Genomic DNA, 21812 nt, shown 5'->3' with positions numbered 1-21812 from the left:
TGATTTTTGTTATAATGAAAGTTATGAAATCTTACAATACCTTGAATGATTATTATCGAAAACTTTTTGGAGAAAAGACTTTCAAAGTTCCTATTGATGCGGGATTTGACTGTCCAAATCGGGATGGAACTGTGGCTCATGGGGGCTGTACCTTTTGTACGGTTTCGGGTTCTGGAGATGCCATTGTAGCACCAGATGCCCCTATCCATGAGCAATTTTATAAGGAAATCGACTTTATGCATCGCAAGTGGCCAGATGTTAAAAAGTATCTGGTTTATTTTCAAAACTTTACCAACACCCATGAAAAGGTGGAAGTGATTCGGGAGCGATATGAGCAGGCTATTAACGAGCCAGGTGTAGTAGGAATTAATATCGGAACGCGTCCAGACTGTTTACCAGACGAAACCATCGAATATTTGGCTGAGTTATCGGAACGCATGCATGTGACGGTAGAATTGGGCTTACAGACCACCTTTGAAGCAACCTCTGACCTGATTAACCGTGCCCATTCTTATGAATTGTATGTAGAAACGGTCAAACGCTTGAGGAAATATCCCGAGATTGAGATTGTTTCCCATCTGATCAACGGCCTGCCTGGGGAAACTCATGAGATGATGGTCGAAAATGTCCGTCGCTGTGTTACGGATAATGATATTCAAGGGATTAAACTGCACTTGCTTCACCTCATGACAAATACTCGTATGCAGCGAGATTACCACGAAGGACGCTTGCAACTGATGAGTCAGGATGAGTATGTCAAGGTCATTTGTGACCAACTGGAAATCATTCCCAAGCATATCGTCATCCACCGAATCACGGGAGATGCTCCTAGAGATATGCTGATTGGTCCCATGTGGAGCCTCAATAAATGGGAAGTGCTAAATGCTATTGAAACTGAAATGAGACGTCGAGGAAGTGTTCAAGGATGCAAGGCTGTAAAACAGGAGTTTGGAAATGAAAAGACCACTTGAGATGGCACATGATTTTTTGGCTGAAGTCGTGACAAAAGAGGATATCGTTGTGGATGCGACCATGGGGAATGGACATGACACGCTTTTTTTAGCCAAGCTAGCCAAGCAAGTCTATGCCTTTGATATTCAAGAGCAAGCTTTGGAGAAAACCCAAGACCGTTTAAATGAAGCTGGTTTAGAAAATGTCCAGTTGATTTTGCAAGGACATGAGACACTTGATCAGTTTGTGACAGAAGCTAAGGCAGGGATTTTTAATCTGGGTTATCTGCCTTCTGCTGACAAATCCGTCATCACTCAACCTCAGACTACTATCAAAGCCTTAGAAAAGCTATGTCACTTGCTTGTCAAAGGGGGACGGATTGCTATCATGATCTACTATGGTCATGAAGGAGGAGACACCGAGAGGGATGCTGTATTGGATTTTGTTAGCCAGTTGAACCAACAAGAGTATACAGCTGCCATTTATCGGACTCTCAACCAAGTTAATAATCCACCGTTTTTAGTTATGATTGAAAAATTAGAAAGGTATAGACATGGATAAGCAATACCTTCGTGAGAAGCTTGAGGCAATGCGCCAAAATTTTGTCGAGTCAACGCATCACGAGCGAGCAGTCGGAGTGCTCGACGAAGCACATATGAGCAAGAAAATGCTTAAAATTAAAAAAAAATTAGTGGCTCTTGAAATGGAACGATGCCAGAAAAAAATTGAGCACAAAGACTGTTCTAAGATTGATCAGAAAATCCAAGAGCAAAAGGAGATTTTTGAATCTTGTTGTAAAAAAGATTAAGGAGGAATTGTGTGGAATTACTCATTTACTTGATTCTATTTTTATTTGTCTTAATCATTTCAACTACGACCAATAAACTTCTGCCTTTTTTGCCCCTTCCTCTTGTACAAATTCTTTTGGGGATTGGGATTGGTTTATTTGTTCCCGATGCGGACTTTCATCTCAATACAGAGCTGTTTCTGGCCATGGTTATTGGTCCCTTACTTTTCCGGGAGGCAGAAGAAGCGGATATTACGTCCATTTTGAAGCATTGGCGGATTGTCGTCTTTCTGATCTTCCCTGTGATTTTTATCTCGACCTTAAGCTTGGGGGGCATGGCTCACTTCCTTTGGATGACTCTTCCTTTAGCTGCCTGTTTAGCAGTTGGAGCGGCACTTGGGCCAACAGATTTGGTTGCCTTTGCATCTCTTTCTGAACGTTTTCGTTTTCCAAAACGGGTTTCCAATATCCTAAAAGGGGAAGGACTCTTAAATGACGCTTCTGGTTTGGTTGCCTTTCAGATGGCTCTGGCTGCTTGGACAACAGGAACGTTTTCTCTCAGCCAAGCTGGAACTTCCCTAGCGCTTTCTATCCTCGGTGGTTTTGTAGTCGGTTTTGTGACGGCTATGGTCAATCGTTTTTTGCATAGCTTTTTACTGAGTGTGCGAGCGATAGATATAGCCAGTGAACTATTGCTAGAACTAAGTTTGCCACTCATGACCTTTTTCATCGCAGAAGAGTTTCATGTTTCAGGGATTATCGCCGTAGTAGTTGCAGGTATTTTGAAGGCCAGTCGCTTTAAGAAAATTACGCTCCTTGAGGCTCAGGTAGACACCGTGACGGAGACCGTCTGGCATACCGTGACCTTTATGCTAAATGGATCAGTCTTTGTTCTCTTGGGAATGGAATTAGAATTGATTACAGAGCCAATTTTGTCTAATTCTCTCTACAATCCCCTTCTTTTACTGCTTTCAGTTGTCGTTCTGACCTTCTTGCTTTTTGCGATCCGCTTTGTCATGATTGCTGGTTTTTACTTTGTGAGGACGCGTCGACTTAAGAAAAAAATTCATAAGTACATGAAAGATATGCTTCTTTTGACCTTCTCTGGTGTCAAAGGGACAGTATCTATCGCGACTATTCTCCTCATACCAAGTCATTTGGAGCAGGAGTATCCTCTGTTGCTCTTTCTCGTAGCAGGCGTTACACTATTAAGCTTTCTAACAGGTTTACTGGTTCTCCCTCACTTATCTGAGGAACAAGAGGAAAGCAAGGACCATTTGATGCATATTGCGATTTTGAATGATGTAGCTGCAGAATTAGAAAAAGAACTGGACCATCACAAGAACAAACTTCCTCTTTATGCAGCTATTGATAATTATCATGGTCGAATTGAAAATCTCATCCTTAGTCTGGAAAATAAGAGAGTCCAAGAGGACTGGGAGTCCCTAAAGCTTCTTATCTTGAGTATTGAGAGTGACGGTTTGGAGCAAGCCTATGAAGAAAATAGAATCAGTGAGCGTGGCTATCGAGTTTACCAACGTTACCTAAAAAACATGGAGCAGAGTATCAATCGGAATTTCGCTTCTAGAGTGACTTATTACTTCCTAGTTTCCTTACGGATACTGCGCTTTCTACTCCATGAAATGTTTACCTTTGGCAAAACTTTCCGTAGTTGGATGAATGAAGAATCTCGTAAACTACTAGCAGTTGACTATGATCAAATTTCAGAGTTGTATTTGGAAAATACAGAGCTGATTATCGAGAGTTTGGAAAACCTCAAAGGGGTTTACAAGAGTTCTCTGATTAGTTTTATGCAAGAGTCTCGTCTACGCGAGACGGCCATTATCGGAAGTGGTGCCTTTGTTGAGCGGGTTATCAATCGCATCAAGCCAAACAATATTGATGAAATGCTACGAGGCTACTATCTCGAACGTAAGGCAATCTTTGAATACGAAGAAGCTAAACTGATAACAGCCAAGTATGCCAAAAAACTACGACAAAATGTGAATAATTTAGAGAATTATTCTCTGAAAGAGGCTGCAAATACCTTGCCTTATGATATGCTAGATTTAATAAGAAGAACTTAAATGATGAAGAAAATAACGGAGGATGGAACATGAAAAAGTGGTGGAAAGAGCTGATGGACAGGCCCTTATTGAAAGCTTTTTTGCATTATTATCAAGCATCTGATAGCGAGTTGACCAGCGTTGCGGTTGCCTACTATTGGTTGATTTCAATCTTTCCTTTACTAATGATAATGGTCAATATTTTGCCTTATTTTCAGATTCCAGTTTCAAATTTCTTACTGACAATCAAGGAATTTTTGCCCGATACGGTGTATGATGTGGTCGCCAAGATTGTCCGAGAAGTTCTGACTCAACCATCAACTGGTTTGTTGAGTTTTGCCGTTTTATCTGCACTCTGGACCTTTTCGAAATCAATGGATTTCCTTCAAAAAGCTTTTAACAAAGCCTATGGGGTGACCAAGAGTCGAGGAATTATCTCCCATCAGTTGATGAGTCTACTTGTTAGTTTCGGCTTGCAGATTCTTTTTGCTCTAGCCTTGTTTTTGAGTATGTTTGGTCGTATGTTGCTCAACCTCCTCAAAACTTACTGGCAATCAGACAGTCTGCTATTTTCCTACCTGCAAGATTTTACAGGCCCTCTGGTCTATGCCTTGATCTTTGCCATTCTGGTCATGATTTACTATTTCCTTCCAAAAGTAAAAGCACCACGAATCCGCTATGTTTTACCAGGAAGTGTCTTTGTCTTGCTAACTCTTATCTTTTTATTGAACATCTTTTCTGTCTACGTTAATAGTTATGTCAATCATCTGGTTGACGTTCGATTTTTCAGTTCCATTATCGTGGTAGTCATGATGTTCTGGTTTATTCTCATTGCAAAGATTTTGATTATCGGAGCAGTTATCAATGCCAGTGTTCAGAGTTTGAAAGATCCAAAGTTTAGTATGGAATGATTAGAAAAATCCCTATTAGGAAACCTAATAGGGATTTTCTTAATAGATAAACATGGCATCTCCAAAACTGAAGAAGCGGTAGTGTTCTTGGATGGCATGGTGATAGGCATCTAGGACTAAGTCACGACCGGCAAAGGCAGAAACCAACATGACGAGAGTTGACTTGGGTAGGTGGAAGTTGGTTGAAAAAGCATCCACAACCTTCCAGTCATAGCCTGGTTTGATAAAGATATTGGTCCAGCCAGAATCAGCCTGGATTTGCCCATTAAACTTGGAACCGATGGTTTCCAGTGTGCGAATCGAAGTAGTTCCAACAGCGATGACGCGACCTCCATTTTCCTTAACAGAGCGAAGGGTGGCAGCTGCTTCCTCAGAGAGCTGGTAGAATTCAGAGTGCATTTCATGTTCATCCAGATTGTCAACAGAGACAGGTCTAAAGGTTCCGAGTCCGACGTGAAGAGTGAGATAGACTAGATGAACACCCTTGGCTTGGATTTCTGCCAGTAGTTCTTTGGTGAAGTGCAGTCCAGCAGTCGGTGCTGCAGCAGAGCCACTTTCTTTAGCGTAGACCGTTTGATAACGTTCACGGTCATCCAATTTTTCATGGATATAAGGTGGTAGTGGCATTTCACCCAGGCTTTCCAAAACTTCTAGGAAAATTCCTTGGTATTCAAAGCGGACAATGCGGCCCCCGTGGGTCAATTCTTCCGTAACGACAGCACTGAGACGACCATCTCCAAAGCTGACGCGAGTACCGACCTTGAGGCGTTTGGCAGGTTTGGCGAGAACCTCCCACTCATCACCAGCAGTATTTTTGAGCAGGAGAAGTTCCACATGTCCTCCGGTTTCCTTTTTTTGACCATAGAGGCGGGCAGGGAGAACACGGGTGTCATTCATGACAAGGGCGTCTCCAGGTTCCAGCATGTCGATAATGGAGTGGAAGTGTTTATCCTGCATTTCTCCCGTTTCACGGTTTACGATGAGGAGCTTGGAGGCATCTCGTTTTTCAAGTGGCGTTTGGGCAATCAATTCCTCAGGCAAGTGGAAATCAAAATCAGCAGTATTCATTTTTTCATCATTCTTTCTAAGTTCTAATCCTATCCATTATAACATGTTTCAAGTTTAGACGCTCTTTTTTTAGAAATTAAATCGTTTTCACTTGACAAAAATTGGTCTATACCATATAATGAATATAGAAATATGGAGGATATAAAATGAAAGTTATAAAAGTTGAGAATCAAATCGAAGGTGGAAAAGTAGCTTTTGAGATTTTGAAGGAAAAATTGGCCAATGGTGCTCAAACATTAGGACTTGCGACAGGAAGCAGCCCGCTTGAGTTTTACAAGGAAATCGTTGAGAGTGACCTTGATTTTTCAAATCTAACCAGTGTGAACCTTGATGAGTATGTAGGGCTTGATGGGGACAATCCACAGTCTTATCGTTACTTCATGCAGGAAAACTTGTTCAACCAAAAACCATTTAAAGAAAGTTTCTTGCCTCGTGGGGTTAAGGACAATGCTGAAGAAGAAGTTGAACGCTACAATCAAATTTTGGCTGACCATCCTGTTGATTTGCAAATCTTGGGAATTGGTCGCAATGGACATATCGGATTTAATGAGCCTGGTACTCCATTTGATAGCCAAACGCATCTAGTAGAACTTGACCAGTCTACTATCGAAGCCAATGCTCGCTTCTTTGACAAGATTGAAGATGTCCCAACTCAAGCCATTTCAATGGGAATTAAAAACATCTTGGATGCCAAGTCAATTATTCTCTTTGCCTACGGTGAGTCGAAAGCAGAAGCCATTGCTGGAACAGTATCAGGCCCAGTGACTGAGAATCTCCCAGCAAGTAGCCTACAAAACCACCCTGATGTGACTATTATCGCTGATGCAGAAGCGCTCAGCTTGCTTGAAAAATAAAAATTACAAGAACCGCTTACTCTTTGGAGTGAGTGGTTTTTTACTTCAAATGTTCACTATCCTGCTAAAGTGGTATAATATAGCTATACGGGGAGGCTCGAACTTTGATTTATATAATCGGTTTTATTTGTTTTTTACTTTTAATGTTTCTGTTTAGTCGCTTAATTCAGCAATCAAAGAATCCTTCGGGCTTTCTAGGAAAACGAATGATGAAATTATGGAATCGAGCCTATCTCCCCATGTTTGTATGGGCAATTCGTCATCTGGATAGGACATTTTACCCTGTAATCTTAGATGTAGGAGTTGGGAATGGTCGTTCAACCATCCTGCTGAAAGAAACTTTTCCGCAAAGTACCATAACTGGAATCGATATTTCAGATACTGCAATAGCTCAAGCCAAACAGGTAGAGATGACTAATCTAAATTTTGAACGAAGAGACGTTAGGGAGACAGGCTTTTCTGATGAAAGTGTTGATTTAATCACAGCCTTTCAAACTCATTTTCATTGGCAGGACCTAGAGGCTTCTTTTATGAAACTTCGAAGAATACTCAAATCAGACGGGATGCTCTTACTGGCTTGTGAATATAACAAGTTGTCTTACTTTTTACCAGAGGTTCAAAGCGAAGAAGCATTTAGACGATTCTTGTTGTCAGTAGGATTTGAGCTCGTAACTAGTCAAAGCAAGGGATCATGGATCCTTTATAAAATTGTTAAACATTAATGGAGGTACAATCATGAAACAGTTATTTTTATGTTCATACTTTGCTGGAGTCAAAAAGCTTTTTAGCGATTATGCAAAGGAAAAGAATCTAGAAAACAAGGTTTTATTTATTCCTACCGCTGGGAACAAAGAGGACTATAATGCCTATATCGATGAGGCTCAGCAAACATTCAGAGATTTAGGATTTGAGATAGAGGTTCTAGATATTGCTTCTTGTGATCGAGAAACTGCACAGGCAAAGATTTTCCAAAGCAAGATTCTTTATATCTCAGGCGGGAATACCTTTTATTTATTGCAAGAATTAAAGAAAAAGCAACTCCTATCTCTCATTAAAGAGCAAATAAGAGATGGGTTGGTCTATGTGGGAGAATCAGCAGGGGCTATCATTACAGCCAAGGATATTGACTACAATAAACTCATGGACGACAAGACGGTAGCGACAGAGTTATCTGATACAGCGGGGTTGGATGAAGTAGATTTTTATATCCTTCCACATTATGGTGAGGAACCTTTTACTGATAGTAGCAAAAAGACCTTTGAAATGTATAAAAAGCAGCTTGAATTGCTACCACTTCATAACCACCAAGCAATTATCGTTAACGATGAGCAAATAGATATCTTGACAATAGAATAAAAGCGTGGTTGGAAGAACATTGATATTTTACCACTAAAACGATTAGCGGTTGATAATTCACTTAGTGGGAATCTGCCATGGATAGATTAATTTTATGAATTCAAGAAGGGAAAAGTTATGAAAATAAAAACGTTAGATAAAATAGGCGGGGTTATTTTCTTGTTTCTAACGATTGCGATCATTGTCGTTTTTTTTATCAGATATGAGCTTCTTTGAGTGGGCGTTTACTAGACACCAGAATACTCTGAGTTGATATATTCGCCCTCTCTTTATTATTCCAATTGTAATGGGAGCTTATAAAAAATCCTATAGCCTGATTTTCTTTTCTATATTTTGCCTATTTACTAGCATGTTTTGGTTTCCAAAGCCGGAAATAGTTGATGTAAAAGTAATTGAGTTTTTAAATTTTGAGAAGACTTATTTTACGAGCGGATGGAGTATTGAAAAAGTTATCATTCTGGCGACGATTCTAGCATTTTTTACGGCGATTATATCCTTAACATGGAGTAGACGTTGGTATGGATTATTAGCAACGGTAGTGATCGGAGCATTTCTGAAGGTTGCCCATAGTCTTTTATTTAGTGGAGGAAGTGGCATATCGATTGTGAAACCAGCTGTTTTGGGCTTGATTCTCTGTATCTTAGTGATTTACTTCATCTTCAAAAGAAGAAAGTAAAAATAAATAGAAGTTTATGGTTGCTTTTCTCTTGACAATTATTCACTTTGTGTGTAAAATGGAATAGATCTTGAACTTGAAGGGAGTGAAAAAAATGTCTAAAACAGTAGTACGTAAGAATGAATCTCTTGACGATGCACTTCGTCGTTTCAAACGTGCGGTTACTAAAGCTGGTACTCTTCAAGAAACACGCAAACGTGAATTCTATGAAAAACCTTCTGTAAAACGTAAACGTAAATCAGAAGCAGCTCGTAAACGTAAAAAATTCTAATTTGAAATGAAAGGCTAGACTTGTCTAGTCTTTTTTTGCACAATGTTTAGAGGAATAAATTGTTGTGAGAGAGTATATAAAAGAATATCGAAAGATGCGTGAAAATCACTTGGAAGATTGGGGTTATTGTGCTGATCCGATAGATTGGAAGGAATTTGAAAAGTCAAACCAAAGAATTTTTGAAAAGTATTTGACGGATTCAAAAGTGTTGTCTGACAAGGTTTTAAGGGTAAAATTGTACAGTAGCTTATTGCTAGATGATATTCAATATTTTGCCTACTATGCTGCGTTTTTAGATGGGGATTATACACAGTTAAACAATGCGCTATGGCAAACAGGAAGAATAGAGTTGATGAGAGGCGGTTTGTTGGCAAGTGGAACCATTTACACAGCTGGGATTTTGAAAGGCTTATTTACCTCTTTTGCTTGTAACGATTTTTCAGCCATTCCATTATTCATCCCCAAAGATTTACCCTTGTTGAAAGGAACTTATTATCCAGAAAATGTGATTAATCTTTTATACGCTCTTTATTATCAAGATGAAGAAAGATTATCCGAGTCTCTCTTGCGTGCACAACAGTTTTTAGGGAAGAAAAAACGAACTGGCATGGAAGAATTTTCTGTTCGATATTTTATAAACTTGGCAAGAAAAGATGCAGTTGCATTAAGTGAGTCCTTACAAAGTTTATGCCTAGCTTATCAGAGGCGAGGTTACCCTTATGAAAAGATTGATAAGTGCTTTGCGGATGAGATTCACGGTCTATATCGTTTGGTACGATTGTTTGACCATTCCTTGTTCGAAGAAGTCAGTATGCCATCTCATAAGACTTTTTTGAAGGACTTTGAAGAATGGCAAGTCCGAAATCAGTTTCCACAAGGTCAACAGTTCTATACCTATCCTCAAGATATGGCTGATGCAAACAGAATGTTAACAAAAGGTCTTCCAAGGATTTACTTAGAAAAATCTGGAAGGGACTTGGTGATAGACGTTGACCAATTTGCAGTAGATTTGTCTCGGTTAATTTGAAGGAGTACGAAAAGACTTCCTAGCCAAATCTTTTTCCAAGCAACATCAAATAAATACTGTAAATCCTGCAAAAAAAGGAAACTTCCACCTACAATCTGATATAATAGTAGGGAGAACTCGATTGAAGGAGGAAATTATGTCGGTTTTAGTAAGAGATGTCATTGAAAAACTCAGACTAGATATTGTCTATGGTGAAGGCGAATTACTTGAAAAAGAAATCAATACTGCGGACATTATGAGACCTGGTCTTGAAATGACGGGCTATTTTGATTACTATACACCAGAACGGATTCAGCTGTTAGGGATGAAGGAGTGGTCCTATTTAGTTGCCATGCCTGCCCAGAACCGTTATCAAGTTTTGAAGAAAATGTTTCTACCTGAAACACCTGCGGTTATCGTGGCTCGTGGTCTGGTAGTGCCAGAGGAAATGTTGAGGGCTGCTAGAGAATGCAAGATTGCGATTTTAACCAGTCGAACAGCAACCAGTCGTTTATCTGGAGAACTTTCTAGCTACCTTGATTCCCGTTTGGCTAAACGTACTAGCGTGCATGGTGTCTTGATGGATATCTATGGCATGGGTGTCTTGATCCAAGGAGATAGCGGTATCGGTAAGAGTGAGACAGGTCTTGAGCTTGTGAAGCGTGGACACCGTCTAGTAGCAGACGATCGTGTAGATATTTATTCTAAGGATGAGATGACTCTTTGGGGCGAACCTGCTGAAATCTTGAAGCATTTACTGGAGATTCGTGGAGTTGGGATTATCGATATCATGAGTCTCTATGGTGCAAGTGCTGTAAAAGATTCTTCACAAGTTCAGCTAGCAGTTTATCTAGAAAATTACGATACGCATAAGACCTTTGACCGTCTAGGAAACAATGCCGAAGAACTCGAAGTTTCTGGTGTAACGATTCCGCGTATCCGTATCCCAGTAAAAACAGGACGAAATATCTCCGTTGTTATTGAGGCGGCTGCCATGAACTATCGTGCTAAAGAAATGGGCTTTGATGCGACACGTTTATTTGAAGAACGCTTGACAAATCTAATCGCTCAAAATGAGGTGAAACATGATTAATCCAGTCGCATTTGAAATAGGCCCCTTTGCTATTCGTTGGTATGCTTTGTGTATTGTAGCTGGTTTGATTCTGGCAGTTTATCTTGCCATGAAAGAAGCTCCTAAAAAGAAAATTCTATCAGATGATATTTTGGATTTTATCCTGATTGCTTTTCCGGTAGCTATTTTAGGTGCTAGACTATACTACGTACTCTTTCGCTTAGATTATTATCTGCAAAATCCAGGTGAAATCATCGCCATCTGGAATGGTGGCTTGGCCATTTATGGAGGTTTGATAGCGGGTGCTATTGTCCTTTATATCTTTGCGGATAGAAAGCTGATTAATACTTGGGATTTCTTAGATATTGCAGCACCGAGCGTCATGATTGCCCAGAGTTTAGGGCGCTGGGGGAACTTCTTTAACCAAGAAGCCTACGGTGCAGCAGTAGATAGTCTGGATTATTTGCCAGGCTTCATTCGTGATCAGATGTACATTGAGGGGAGCTACCGTCAGCCGACCTTCCTATATGAGTCGGTTTGGAATCTGATTGGTTTTGCTTTGATTTTGATTTTTAGACGAAAATTAAAGGGAATCAGACGTGGTCATATCACTGCTTTCTACTTGATTTGGTATGGCTTTGGTCGTATGATTATTGAAGGGATGCGGACGGATAGTCTCATGTTCTTTGGTCTGCGAGTTTCCCAATGGTTATCAGTTGTCCTTATCGGACTCGGTATTTTTATCATACTTTATCAAAATCGAAAGAAAGCCCCTTTCTATCATACAGAGGAGGAAAAATAAATGTTAGAAGTTGCATATATTCTTGTTGCGATTGCTTTGATTGTCTGTTTAGTCTATTTGACAATCACGATTCAAAAAGCAGGTCGTATGATTGATGAAACAGAGAAAACCATCAAAACGTTGAGCTCAGATGTGAACGTTACCTTGCATCAGACCAATGAATTGTTGGCTAAGGTCAATGTGTTAGCAGACGATATCAATATCAAAGTTGCGACGATTGATCCACTCTTTACGGCGGTGGCAGACTTGTCAGAGTCAGTATCTGATCTCAACCAACATGCGCGTGTTTTAGGCAAAAAAGCTTCATCTGCTGGTTCAAAGACCATCAAAACAGGTGCAGGCTTGTCCGCTCTTCGTGTCGCAAGTAAATTTTTCAAAAAATAAAAAAGGAGAAATCTTATGGGAAAACTATCCTCTATCCTTTTAGGAACAGTTTCAGGTGCAGCTCTTGCTTTGTTTTTGACGAGTGACAAGGGTAAGCAAGTTTGTAGTCAAGCTCAGGATTTTCTAGATGATTTGAGAGAAGATCCAGAATATGCTAGAGAGCAAGTCTGTGAGAAATTGACAGAAGTGAAGGAACAGGCAACGGACTTTGTGCTGAAAACAAAGGAACAAGTAGAATCTGGTGAAATTACTTTTGATAGTGTCCTTGACCAAGCTAAAAACTGTGCTCGACAAGCGACGGAAGCGTCAAAAGAAACCTTTAACAATCTCAAGGAGCAGTGGCAAGAACAGTCAGCAACTCCAGACGTCGCTGAAGAGCAAGAAGAAATCATCATCGATATTACTGAAGTATAATGCATCACCATCTCTGGTTTTTGGAGATGGTGATTTTTATCTGCAAGCCTGTCTTTATGGTATAATAAGTACTATGCAGAAAAAACCAACGTCCGCCTATGTGCATATTCCCTTTTGCACACAGATTTGTTATTATTGTGACTTTTCAAAAGTATTTATCAAGAATCAACCAGTAGATAGTTACCTGGAGCATCTACTAGAGGAGTTTCGTTCTTATGATATCCAAAAGTTACGAACTCTCTACATTGGAGGTGGGACGCCAACGGCTTTGTCCGCTTCGCAATTAGAGGTGCTTCTGGATGGTTTGACTAAAAATCTAGACTTGTCTGTCTTGGAAGAGTTGACGATTGAAGCCAATCCAGGCGACTTGGACGCGGATAAGATTGCGGTTTTGAAGCAGTCACCAGTCAATCGTGTTTCCTTGGGTGTGCAGACTTTTGATGACAAAATGCTGAAAAAGATTGGGCGCAGTCATTTGGAGAAGGATATTTATGAAAATATCGACCGTCTTAAATTGGCTGGTTTTGACAATATCTCCATCGACTTGATTTATGCTCTACCCAGTCAAACTATGGATCAGGTCAAGGAAAATGTGGCTAAGGCTATCTCGCTTGATATTCCTCATATGAGCCTTTATAGCTTGATTTTGGAAAACCATACGGTCTTTATGAACCGCATGCGACGAGGGAAGTTGCCCCTACCTAAGGAGGAGCTAGAAGCGGAAATGTTTGAATACATCATTGCAGAGCTTGAGCGAGCTGGTTTTGAGCATTATGAGATTTCCAATTTCTCTAAGCCTGGCTTTGAAAGTCGCCATAATCTCATGTACTGGGACAATGCCGAGTATTATGGTATCGGTGCAGGCGCTTCAGGTTATGTGGACGGAGTGCGTTATAAAAATCACGGTCCTATCCGCCACTATCTCAATGCGGTAGAGGCAGGAAATGCTCGGATTACAGAAGAACACCTGAGTCAAAGGGAGCAGATGGAAGAAGAAATGTTCCTAGGCCTCCGTAAAAAATCCGGGGTTTCCATGACACGATTTGAGGAAAAATTTGGACGGTCCTTTGATGGACTTTATGGTGAAATCATCAGAGACTTGGTTCAGCAAGGACTCATGAAAATCGACGGAGATCGTGTCCGAATGACAAAGAGAGGTCTCTTTTTAGGAGACACTGTAGCAGAACGATTTATTTTGGAGTAGAACAATGGGCTTAACTTATCAGATGAAAATGAAAATTCCTTTTGATATGGCGGACATGAACGGTCATATCAAACTTCCAGATGTGATTTTGCTGTCCCTGCAAGTATCGGGTATGCAGTCGATTGAACTGGGAGTTAGTGACAAAGATGTGCTAGAACGTTACAATCTGGTCTGGATTATTACAGATTATGCGATTGACGTGGTTCGCTTGCCTCGCTTTGCTGAGGAGATTACGATTGAAACAGAAGCATTGACTTACAATCGTCTTTTTTGCTACCGCCGTTTCACTATCTATGATGAAGCAGGTCAAGAAATCATTCGCATGGTAGCAACCTTTGTTCTTATGGACAGAGACAGTCGTAAAGTTCATGCTGTCGAACCTGAGATTGTTGCGCCTTACCAGTCTGAATTTGATAAAAAACTCATCCGCGGGCCAAAGTATGCAAATCTAGAAGATCCGATCAGAAAAGACTACCATGTTCGTTTTTACGACTTGGATATGAATGGTCATGTCAATAATAGTAAATACCTGGATTGGATTTTTGAAGTCATGGGAGCAGATTTTTTGACCAAGTATATTCCAAAGAAAATCAATCTCAAATATGTCAAAGAAGTGCGACCAGGTGGCATGATTGCTTCAGCTTATGAACTCAAGGGACTAGAAAGCAAGCATGAGATTATCAGTGATGGCGAGATAAATGCCCAAGCTATGATTACGTGGCAAGAAATTGAAGGCAATTAGAAAGGACGATATGGCTTATAAAGGTTATTTAATTGATTTAGACGGAACCATTTACAAGGGGAAAGAACGAATTCCAGCAGGTGAGGCTTTTGTGCATGAATTGCAAAAGCGAGAAATTCCTTATCTCTTTGTAACCAACAATACAACCCGAACTCCAGAGAGTGTTCAAGAGATGTTGGCTCAGAATTTTAATATTAATACCCCTCTATCAACTGTCTATACAGCAACCTTGGCAACCATAGACTATATGAATGACTTGGGACTGGAAAAGACAGTCTATGTCATCGGTGAAGCGGGGCTCAAGGATGCCATTAAGGAGGCTGGTTATGTCGAAGACAAGGAAAATCCAGCCTATGTGGTAGTTGGACTGGATTGGCAAGTCGACTATGAAAAATTTGCGACGGCGACTCTAGCCATTCAAAAGGGGGCTCACTTTATCGGAACCAACCCTGACCTCAATATCCCGACGGAACGTGGTCTCTTGCCTGGTGCTGGTTCACTAATTACACTTCTTGAAGTAGCAACACGAGTGAAACCAGTTTATATCGGAAAACCAAATGCTATCATTATGGACAAGGCAGTTGAGCACTTAGGTTTGAGAAGAGAAGACTTGCTCATGGTTGGGGACAATTACCTGACAGATATCCGAGCAGGGATTGACAATGGCATTCCAACGCTCTTGGTGACGACAGGTTTTACCAAGGCAGAAGAAGTGGCGGGCTTGCCAATTGCACCAACTCATGTGGTGTCTAGCCTTGCGGAGTGGAATTTTGATGAAAACTAAACTGACCTTTTGGGGAAGTATGCTCTTTTTCCTCTCCCTTTCTATCCTACTGACCATTTATCTGGCATGGATTTTCTATCCTTTGGAAATTCAGTGGCTGAACTTAGCGGATCGAGTCTATCTAAAGCCAGAAACCATTCAGTACAATTTTCATATCTTGATGAATTACCTGACCAATCCCTTTAGTCAGGTTTTAGAGATGCCAGATTTTCGTTCATCAGCGGCAGGTCTACACCACTTTGCGGTGGTGAAGAATCTCTTTCACCTAGTTCAACTAGTTGCTCTAGCTACACTTCCAAGTTTCTATTTCTTTGTTATAAAGATAGTGAAAAAAGGCTTTTTAGCCCTATATCGTAAAAGTATCCTGATTCTAGTGCTATTGCCTCTAGTCATTGGGCTTGTAGGAGTGTTGATTGGTTTTGAACAATTCTTTACGCTTTTCCATCAGATTCTCTTTGTGGGAGATGATACCTGGCTTTTTGATCCAGCAAAGGATCGAGTTATTCTGATTTTACCAGAGATTTTCTTCCTTCATGCCTTTGTACTTTTCTTTGCTTTGTATGAAGGAATATTCAGTTTCCTTCTTGTCGAGGCTTCGAGGAAAAAGTAGATAACATTCTGTATTTTTAATAAAAACCGAGAGAAGTCGCTCTGCTCCCTATTTATTGTTAGGTTATCCTAAAGATAAACTTGCAAAGCAGGAGATTTTTGCAGAAAACAGTCTATTTTCTATGAAAAAATAGGCTTTTTTTCTAAAAATACCTAGTCAAGCGCTTTATTTTTTTGTATAATAGAAATAGCAAGTATAGATAAAAGAAGAGAAAAGCATGATTACACTATTTTTATCACCGAGTTGTACATCATGTCGTAAGGCAAAGGCTTGGTTAGAGACGCATAAAGTGCCCTTTCAAGAGCATAATATTATGACTAGTCCTTTAACAAGAAAAGAATTACAACATATTCTTTCCTTGACCGAAAATGGTACTGATGACATCATTTCAACTCGTTCAAAAATCTTCCAAAAATTAGATATTGATGTAGAGAGTATCTCGGTATCGGAGTTGCTTCAGTTGATTGAGCAATATCCTAGTCTTTTGCGTCGCCCAATTATTATAGATACCAAACGCATGCAGATCGGTTTTAATGAAGATGAGATTCGTGCTTTTCTCCCTCGTAGTTACCGTAAACAAGAATTGAAAGAAGCAACATTGAGAGCTGGTATAGGATAGATGAACAAACAGTATAGTTACCCACTAGATTTGTCGTGGAGCACTGAAGAACTTGCTTCAGTGCTTTCTTTTTTTAATGATGTTGAAGCTGCTTATGAAGATAAGGTAGAAGCAAAAAAACTGCTAGATTCTTACAAGAAATTTAAGTCTGTGGTTCCAAGCAAAAGTGAAGAAAAGCGCCTAGGTCGCGAATTTGAAACGGCTAGCGGTTATTCCTTCTATCATGCAGTTCAATTAGCAAAAGAAAAAAGAGAAGGGAAGATTTCTCTTGGAAACTAAATTTGAATTTGCCAAACAGATTGTGCAGGAAGCTGCTGCCTATATTTTGGCTCACATGAAAGAAGATTTGCAGGTTGAGCGCAAGTCTTCCCCTACAGACTTGGTGACGCGTTTGGACAAGGAGGTCCAGGAATTCTTGGTTGAACGGATCAAGTCCTCCTATCCTGAGGACTTGATTTGCGCGGAAGAGGGCTGCTTACGTGCTGCAGTCGGTCAAGGTTCCGTTTGGGTGATTGATCCCATTGACGGTACCAATAACTTTGTCGCCCAGCAGGAAGATTTTGCCGTGATGTTGGCTTATTTTGAGGATGGTGTGGGCAAATTTGGCATTATTTATGATGTCATGAAAGGTGATTGTTACCATGGTGGTGGTGCCTTTCTTCCTTGTCGCAATAATGATCCCTTACCGCCTTTTAAAAAGAAACCACTTCAAGAATTTTTAGTTGCCGGTAACTCAGGTATGTTTGAAAGCAATGAGTGGGGATTGGGTGATTTGGGCCGGGCAGCGTTGGGAGTCCGTGTATACGGCAGTGCGGCCATTAGTTTTGCCAAGGTTTTATCGGGTCGTCTTCTGACTTATATTACCTACTTACAACCATGGGATTACGCTGCGGCCAGTATCTTAGGGGAAAGTCTGGGCTATCGTCTTCTTACAGTTTCTGGTGAGCCTGTTGATTTTCAAACACGCCAGCCGGTCATGTTGGTGCCAATCGAGATGCAAGAAGAGATTCAGTCCTACATTTATGAAAGGAAAGAAAATTAAATGCAATTTCCAGAAGGATTTGTTGAAAAATATGAAGCGATACTAGAAGATGAGGCAAGAGATTTTCTTGCCTCTTTTAAACAGGAAGCAGTATCGGCTTTTCGGGTTAATCCCTTAAAAGAAAGTCAGCTATCGTTTGCGGATTCTATTCCTCATACACCTTGGGGGCATTATGGTAAGGTCTCTGGAAAGTCTCCAGAGCACGTGACAGGTTTCGTTTATTCGCAAGAGCCTGCAGCCCAAATGGTGGCCCAGGTAGCTCAGCCCCTTCCTGGTATGAAGGTCTTGGACTTGGCGGCAGCACCAGGTGGGAAATCCACTCAATTGGCAGCTTATCTGGCTAATCAGGGTATCCTTGTTTCCAATGAAATTTCAAGCAAGAGGGCTAAGATTTTAGTGGAAAATATGGAGCGGTTTGGAGCTACAAACGTAGTCGTGACCAATGAATCTGCGGATCGCTTAGCCAAGGTCTTTAAAGGATACTTTGATGTGATTGTCCTTGATGCTCCTTGCTCGGGTGAAGGGATGTTCCGTAAACAACCAGATGGCATGGATTATTGGAACATCGACTATCCGAATCAATGTGCCAGTCTCCAAAGAGAGATTTTAGAAGATGCAGTGACCATGTTGGCAGAAGGTGGCCGTCTGGTTTATTCGACCTGTACCTGGTCGCCAGAGGAAAACGAAGAGATTGTTCACTGGTTACTAGATACTTATGATTTTGATCTGCTTCCAGTCGAGCATGTGAACGGTATGGTAGCAGGAATTGATCTTCCTGAAACGGCTCGGATGTACCCACACCATTTTAAGGGAGAAGGTCAGTTTGTTGCCCATTTGCAGTTTAAGGGAGAAAATCCAGCACCCAAATTCAAACCCTGCAAGAGCAATCTCAGTCGCGAACAGCAGAGCTTGTGGCAAGAGTTTGCCCAAAAATACTTGCAGGTCAATCTAACTGGTATCTTGCAGACTTTTGGAGATCAGCTCTATCTTTTGCCAGAGATGCTACCTGATCTAGGGAAACTCAAAATTGCCCGAAATGGACTTCATTTGGGTACTTTTAAGAAGAAACGCTTCGAACCAAGCTTTGCTCTGGGATTGGCCTTAAAACCAAGTCAGGTGAAACAAAGGGTAGCAATCAAGGATGAGGACTTTGTAAAATATGTGGCTGGGGAGACAGTTCAGCTAGCTGAAAGTCTGCCAAATGGCTGGTATCAAGTTCTTGTTCAAGGAAACGGACTGGGCTTTGCAAAAGTTACTGGAAATGTTTTAAAAAATTATTATCCAAAAGGCCTCAGATTCAAGTGAAAAAGCTAGTCAAAGAGCCCATTCTATGTTATAGTGGAAGTATGGATTTTTCTGATAGTCTTTCATTTTTACTTATATTATGTGATGAACTGGCTGTCCTCAAGGGATCTGCAGTCTATAAATCGTAAGCCAAATCTTATCATCGCTGATTGACATGATAGGAACTGAAAGAAGTCAGAACATTCATCATTATGTTCAAGGAGAAAAACAGTGAAAAAAGAAAAAAGCTCGTCCTATCTCTTGCGACACTTTTGCTTGCAGGTTCTCTAGCAGGATGTGCTAGCTGGATTGATCGTGGAGAATCCATGACAGCCGTTGGTTCAACTGCTCTTCAGCCTCTTGTCGAAGCGGCAGCAGATGAATTCGGTTCTAGAAACATCGGAAAAACAGTCAATGTTCAAGGTGGAGGATCGGGTACAGGACTATCCCAAGTCCAGTCTGGAGCAGTAGACATCGGGAACTCTGACGTCTTTGCAGAGGAAAAAGAAGGAATCGATGCTTCAGCTCTGGTAGACCACAAGGTTGCAGTGGCTGGTCTTGCGGTGATTGTAAACAAGGAAGTGGATGTTGAAAATCTCACAACCGAGCAACTTCGCAAGATCTTTACTGGTGAAGTGACCAACTGGAAGGAAGTTGGGGGCAAAGACCTGGCCATTTCAATCATCAACCGAGCAGCAAGTTCTGGTTCACGAGCGACGTTTGATACGGTGATTATGAATGGCCAATCGGCAATGCAGAGTCAAGAACAGGATTCTAACGGGATGGTCAAGTCGATTGTATCCCAAACACCTGGAGCCATTTCTTACCTAGCTTTTGCCTATGTAGATGACTCCGTGAAAAGCATGAAACTGAATGGGTATGAACCTACGTCTGAGAATGTAACGACCAACAATTGGCCTTTGTGGTCTTATGAACATATGTACACACTTGGTCAGCCAAATGAGTTAGCTGCTGAATTCCTGAACTTCGTCCTCTCAGATGAAGCTCAAAATGGGATTGTTAAGGGCATGGGCTATATCTCTATCAATGAAATGAAAGTCCAAAAGGATGCTTCAGGTACCGTTACAGCAGTAGAAGGAGGTCAATAATGAATCAAGAAGAATTATCTAAAAAATTACTCTCTCCTTCAAAGAACTCTCGCCTTGAGAAGTTCGGTAAAGGTTTGACCTTCACTTGCCTTTCCTTGATTGTCATCATTGTGGCCATGATTTTGATTTTTGTAGCCCAAAAAGGCTTATCGACCTTCTTTGTCAATGGGGTCAACATCTTTGATTTCCTCTTTGGACAAACTTGGAATCCTTCAGGAAAACAATTTGGTGCCCTTCCGATGATTTTGGGTTCCTTTATTGTGACGATTTTATCAGCTTTCATCGCAACACCCTTTGCTATCGGAGCTGCAGTCTTTATGACAGAAGTATCACCAAAGGGTGCAAAGATTTTGCAACCGGCCATTGAACTCCTCGTCGGGATTCCTTCAGTCGTCTATGGATTTATCGGTTTGCAAGTTGTGGTGCCTTTTGTTCGTAGCGTCTTTGGTGGAACTGGTTTTGGGATCTTGTCAGGGATTTTCGTTCTCTTTGTCATGATCCTACCAACTGTAACCTTTATGACAACAGACAGCTTGCGTGCTGTTCCTCGTCATTACCGTGAGGCCAGTTTAGCTATGGGAGCCACTCGTTGGCAAACCATCTGGCGTGTGACCTTGAAAGCAGCACGTTCAGGTATTTTTACTGCAGTGGTCTTTGGGATGGCGCGTGCCTTCGGTGAAGCCCTTGCTATTCAGATGGTGGTCGGCAATTCAGCAGTTATCCCAACCTCGCTAACAACACCAGCTGCGACCTTGACATCTGTACTGACTATGGGTATCGGAAATACCGTCATGGGAACGGTTGATAATAATGTTCTCTGGTCACTGGCCTTGGTCTTGCTCTTGATGAGTTTGGCCTTTAACAGTGTGATTAAATTGATTACGAAAGAAAGAGGAAAGAAAAACTATGCACGCTAAGAAATTAGATAAACTTGCAACAGCTGTCCTCTATACTATCGCGGGTATCATCGTGGCCATCTTGGCATCCTTGATTCTCTATATCTTGGTGAGAGGGTTACCACATATCTCTTGGTCCTTCTTGACAGGGAAATCCTCCTCTTATCAAGCAGGTGGGGGTATCGGGATTCAGCTCTACAATTCCTTCTTCCTTTTGGTCATTACCTTAATCATTTCTGTTCCCCTGTCTATGGGAGCTGGCGTTTTCCTCGCTGAGTATGCCAAAAAAGGACCTGTGACCAATTTTATTCGTACCTGTATTGAGATTTTGTCTTCTCTACCATCAGTCGTTGTGGGTCTCTTTGGTTACTTGATCTTTGTAGTCCAGTTTGAGTATGGATTTTCAATCATTTCAGGTGCCTTGGCCTTGACGGTCTTTAATCTCCCTCAGATGACTAGAAATGTTGAGGACAGTTTAAAACACGTTCACCATACACAACGTGAGGCTGGTCTTGCTCTTGGTATCTCTCGTTGGGAGACTGTGGTCCATGTCGTCATTCCAGAAGCCCTTCCAGGTATCGTAACGGGTGTTGTCTTGGCCTCTGGCCGTATCTTTGGTGAGGCCGCCGCTCTTATCTATACGGCAGGACAATCCGCTCCAGCCCTTGACTGGTCTAACTGGAATATCCTCAGTGTTACCAGCCCTATCTCAATCTTCCGACAAGCAGAAACCTTGGCTGTCCACATTTGGAAGGTCAACAGTGAAGGAACCATTCCTGATGCTACCATTGTATCAGCTGGTTCTGCCGCCGTGCTCCTCATCTTTATCTTAATTTTTAACTTTGGAGCACGCAAACTCGGAAGCTATTTACACAAGAAATTAACCGCTGCCTAAAGGAGAAGC

General features: G+C 41.2%; 26 protein-coding genes. 25 read left to right on the top strand and 1 reads right to left on the bottom strand.

The features are described 5' to 3' along the window. Positions 1 to 14: 14 nt before the first annotated feature. From mnmL to SORDD25_RS02390, 5 genes are read left to right on the top strand one after another with little or no spacing between them, the layout of a single operon-like run. Complete coding sequence (gene mnmL, locus SORDD25_RS02410; RefSeq protein WP_061852487.1) at positions 15 to 971, top strand: tRNA modification radical SAM protein MnmL/YtqA; 957 nt, start codon at positions 15 to 17, stop codon at positions 969 to 971. Further along, positions 955 to 1512 (top strand): tRNA 5-(aminomethyl)-2-thiouridylate-methyltransferase MnmM, encoded by a 558-nt coding sequence (gene mnmM / locus SORDD25_RS02405; protein ID WP_061852486.1) that lies wholly within the window; start codon positions 955 to 957, stop codon positions 1510 to 1512. The genes mnmL and mnmM overlap by 17 nt, the downstream gene beginning before the upstream one ends. Then, positions 1505 to 1759 (top strand): hypothetical protein, encoded by a 255-nt coding sequence (locus SORDD25_RS02400; protein WP_000361094.1) that lies wholly within the window; start codon positions 1505 to 1507, stop codon positions 1757 to 1759. Before mnmM ends, SORDD25_RS02400 begins: the two co-directional genes overlap by 8 nt. Before the next feature lie 11 nt (positions 1760 to 1770). After that, positions 1771 to 3825: a cation:proton antiporter gene (locus SORDD25_RS02395; protein ID WP_061852485.1), complete on the top strand. Its 2055-nt coding sequence runs from the start codon at positions 1771 to 1773 to the stop codon at positions 3823 to 3825. Positions 3826 to 3854: 29 nt separating this feature from the next. Continuing rightward, on the top strand, positions 3855 to 4715 hold the full coding sequence (locus tag SORDD25_RS02390) for a YihY/virulence factor BrkB family protein (protein WP_061852484.1): 861 nt from the start codon (positions 3855 to 3857) through the stop codon (positions 4713 to 4715). 39 nt (positions 4716 to 4754) lie between these two features. On the opposite strand, the gene queA is transcribed toward SORDD25_RS02390, so the two are convergent. Continuing rightward, complete coding sequence (queA, locus tag SORDD25_RS02385) at positions 4755 to 5783, bottom strand: tRNA preQ1(34) S-adenosylmethionine ribosyltransferase-isomerase QueA (protein WP_061852483.1); 1029 nt, start codon at positions 5781 to 5783, stop codon at positions 4755 to 4757. 146 nt (positions 5784 to 5929) lie between these two features. Here queA and SORDD25_RS02380 point away from each other — a divergent pair, with 146 nt between their 5' ends. From SORDD25_RS02380 to pstA, 20 genes are all read left to right on the top strand, one after another. Continuing rightward, a complete protein-coding gene (locus SORDD25_RS02380; RefSeq protein WP_061852482.1) occupies positions 5930 to 6637 on the top strand; it encodes a glucosamine-6-phosphate deaminase in 708 nt (235 codons plus the stop codon). Positions 6638 to 6741: 104 nt separating this feature from the next. Then, entirely contained in the window at positions 6742 to 7359 is a 618-nt protein-coding gene (locus SORDD25_RS02375) for a class I SAM-dependent methyltransferase (RefSeq protein ID WP_061852481.1), read from the top strand. A gap of 13 nt (positions 7360 to 7372) precedes the next feature. Then, the gene (locus SORDD25_RS02370; protein WP_061852480.1) at positions 7373 to 7993 is read left to right on the top strand and encodes a Type 1 glutamine amidotransferase-like domain-containing protein; all 621 of its coding nucleotides are present in this window, start codon (positions 7373 to 7375) and stop codon (positions 7991 to 7993) included. Positions 7994 to 8763: 770 nt separating this feature from the next. After that, positions 8764 to 8940, top strand: coding sequence for a 30S ribosomal protein S21 (gene rpsU, locus SORDD25_RS02360; RefSeq protein WP_000048054.1), 177 nt, complete (start codon positions 8764 to 8766; stop codon positions 8938 to 8940). Positions 8941 to 9004: 64 nt separating this feature from the next. Further along, the gene (locus SORDD25_RS02355; RefSeq protein WP_061852479.1) at positions 9005 to 9967 is read left to right on the top strand and encodes a hypothetical protein; all 963 of its coding nucleotides are present in this window, start codon (positions 9005 to 9007) and stop codon (positions 9965 to 9967) included. A 136-nt stretch (positions 9968 to 10103) separates the two neighbouring features. Beyond that, positions 10104 to 11039: an HPr(Ser) kinase/phosphatase gene (hprK, locus tag SORDD25_RS02350; protein ID WP_000115190.1), complete on the top strand. Its 936-nt coding sequence runs from the start codon at positions 10104 to 10106 to the stop codon at positions 11037 to 11039. Next, complete coding sequence (gene lgt / locus SORDD25_RS02345; protein WP_061852478.1) at positions 11032 to 11820, top strand: prolipoprotein diacylglyceryl transferase; 789 nt, start codon at positions 11032 to 11034, stop codon at positions 11818 to 11820. The genes hprK and lgt overlap by 8 nt, the downstream gene beginning before the upstream one ends. Continuing rightward, positions 11821 to 12204, top strand: coding sequence for a DUF948 domain-containing protein (locus SORDD25_RS02340; protein WP_009730340.1), 384 nt, complete (start codon positions 11821 to 11823; stop codon positions 12202 to 12204). It begins immediately after the preceding gene. Between the two features lie 15 nt (positions 12205 to 12219). Beyond that, positions 12220 to 12618, top strand: a complete 399-nt coding sequence (locus tag SORDD25_RS02335; RefSeq protein ID WP_061852477.1) for a YtxH domain-containing protein — start codon at positions 12220 to 12222, stop codon at positions 12616 to 12618. Between the two features lie 73 nt (positions 12619 to 12691). Further along, on the top strand, positions 12692 to 13822 hold the full coding sequence (hemW, locus tag SORDD25_RS02330; RefSeq protein ID WP_061852476.1) for a radical SAM family heme chaperone HemW: 1131 nt from the start codon (positions 12692 to 12694) through the stop codon (positions 13820 to 13822). Between the two features lie 4 nt (positions 13823 to 13826). After that, positions 13827 to 14564, top strand: a complete 738-nt coding sequence (locus SORDD25_RS02325) for an acyl-[acyl-carrier-protein] thioesterase (RefSeq protein WP_061852475.1) — start codon at positions 13827 to 13829, stop codon at positions 14562 to 14564. A 10-nt stretch (positions 14565 to 14574) separates the two neighbouring features. Beyond that, positions 14575 to 15348 (top strand): TIGR01457 family HAD-type hydrolase, encoded by a 774-nt coding sequence (locus SORDD25_RS02320; protein ID WP_061852474.1) that lies wholly within the window; start codon positions 14575 to 14577, stop codon positions 15346 to 15348. Then, positions 15338 to 15958 carry a TIGR01906 family membrane protein gene (locus SORDD25_RS02315; RefSeq protein WP_061406813.1) on the top strand — a complete coding sequence of 207 codons (621 nt, stop codon included), beginning with the start codon at positions 15338 to 15340 and terminating at the stop codon, positions 15956 to 15958. The genes SORDD25_RS02320 and SORDD25_RS02315 overlap by 11 nt, the downstream gene beginning before the upstream one ends. Before the next feature lie 217 nt (positions 15959 to 16175). After that, a complete protein-coding gene (locus tag SORDD25_RS02310) occupies positions 16176 to 16577 on the top strand; it encodes a Spx/MgsR family RNA polymerase-binding regulatory protein (protein ID WP_000631261.1) in 402 nt (133 codons plus the stop codon). After that, complete coding sequence (locus tag SORDD25_RS02305; RefSeq protein WP_001041963.1) at positions 16578 to 16856, top strand: UPF0223 family protein; 279 nt, start codon at positions 16578 to 16580, stop codon at positions 16854 to 16856. It abuts the gene before it with no gap. After that, positions 16846 to 17619, top strand: a complete 774-nt coding sequence (locus SORDD25_RS02300; protein ID WP_061852473.1) for an inositol monophosphatase family protein — start codon at positions 16846 to 16848, stop codon at positions 17617 to 17619. The genes SORDD25_RS02305 and SORDD25_RS02300 overlap by 11 nt, the downstream gene beginning before the upstream one ends. Beyond that, a complete protein-coding gene (locus tag SORDD25_RS02295) occupies positions 17620 to 18924 on the top strand; it encodes an RsmF rRNA methyltransferase first C-terminal domain-containing protein (protein ID WP_061852472.1) in 1305 nt (434 codons plus the stop codon). 191 nt (positions 18925 to 19115) lie between these two features. Further along, a complete protein-coding gene (locus SORDD25_RS02290) occupies positions 19116 to 20012 on the top strand; it encodes a phosphate ABC transporter substrate-binding protein PstS (protein WP_061852471.1) in 897 nt (298 codons plus the stop codon). After that, positions 20012 to 20929: a phosphate ABC transporter permease subunit PstC gene (gene pstC / locus SORDD25_RS02285; RefSeq protein ID WP_061852470.1), complete on the top strand. Its 918-nt coding sequence runs from the start codon at positions 20012 to 20014 to the stop codon at positions 20927 to 20929. Before SORDD25_RS02290 ends, pstC begins: the two co-directional genes overlap by 1 nt. Then, complete coding sequence (pstA, locus tag SORDD25_RS02280) at positions 20919 to 21803, top strand: phosphate ABC transporter permease PstA (RefSeq protein WP_000543050.1); 885 nt, start codon at positions 20919 to 20921, stop codon at positions 21801 to 21803. The genes pstC and pstA overlap by 11 nt, the downstream gene beginning before the upstream one ends. Positions 21804 to 21812 lie beyond the last annotated feature (9 nt).

Origin of the sequence: Streptococcus oralis (genome assembly GCF_001579525.1) — a bacterium.
GTDB classification, from domain to species: Bacteria; Bacillota; Bacilli; order Lactobacillales; family Streptococcaceae; genus Streptococcus; species Streptococcus oralis_M.
Note: the sequence above shows the minus strand (reverse complement) of the source record. Positions and strands in the feature narration are given on the sequence as shown.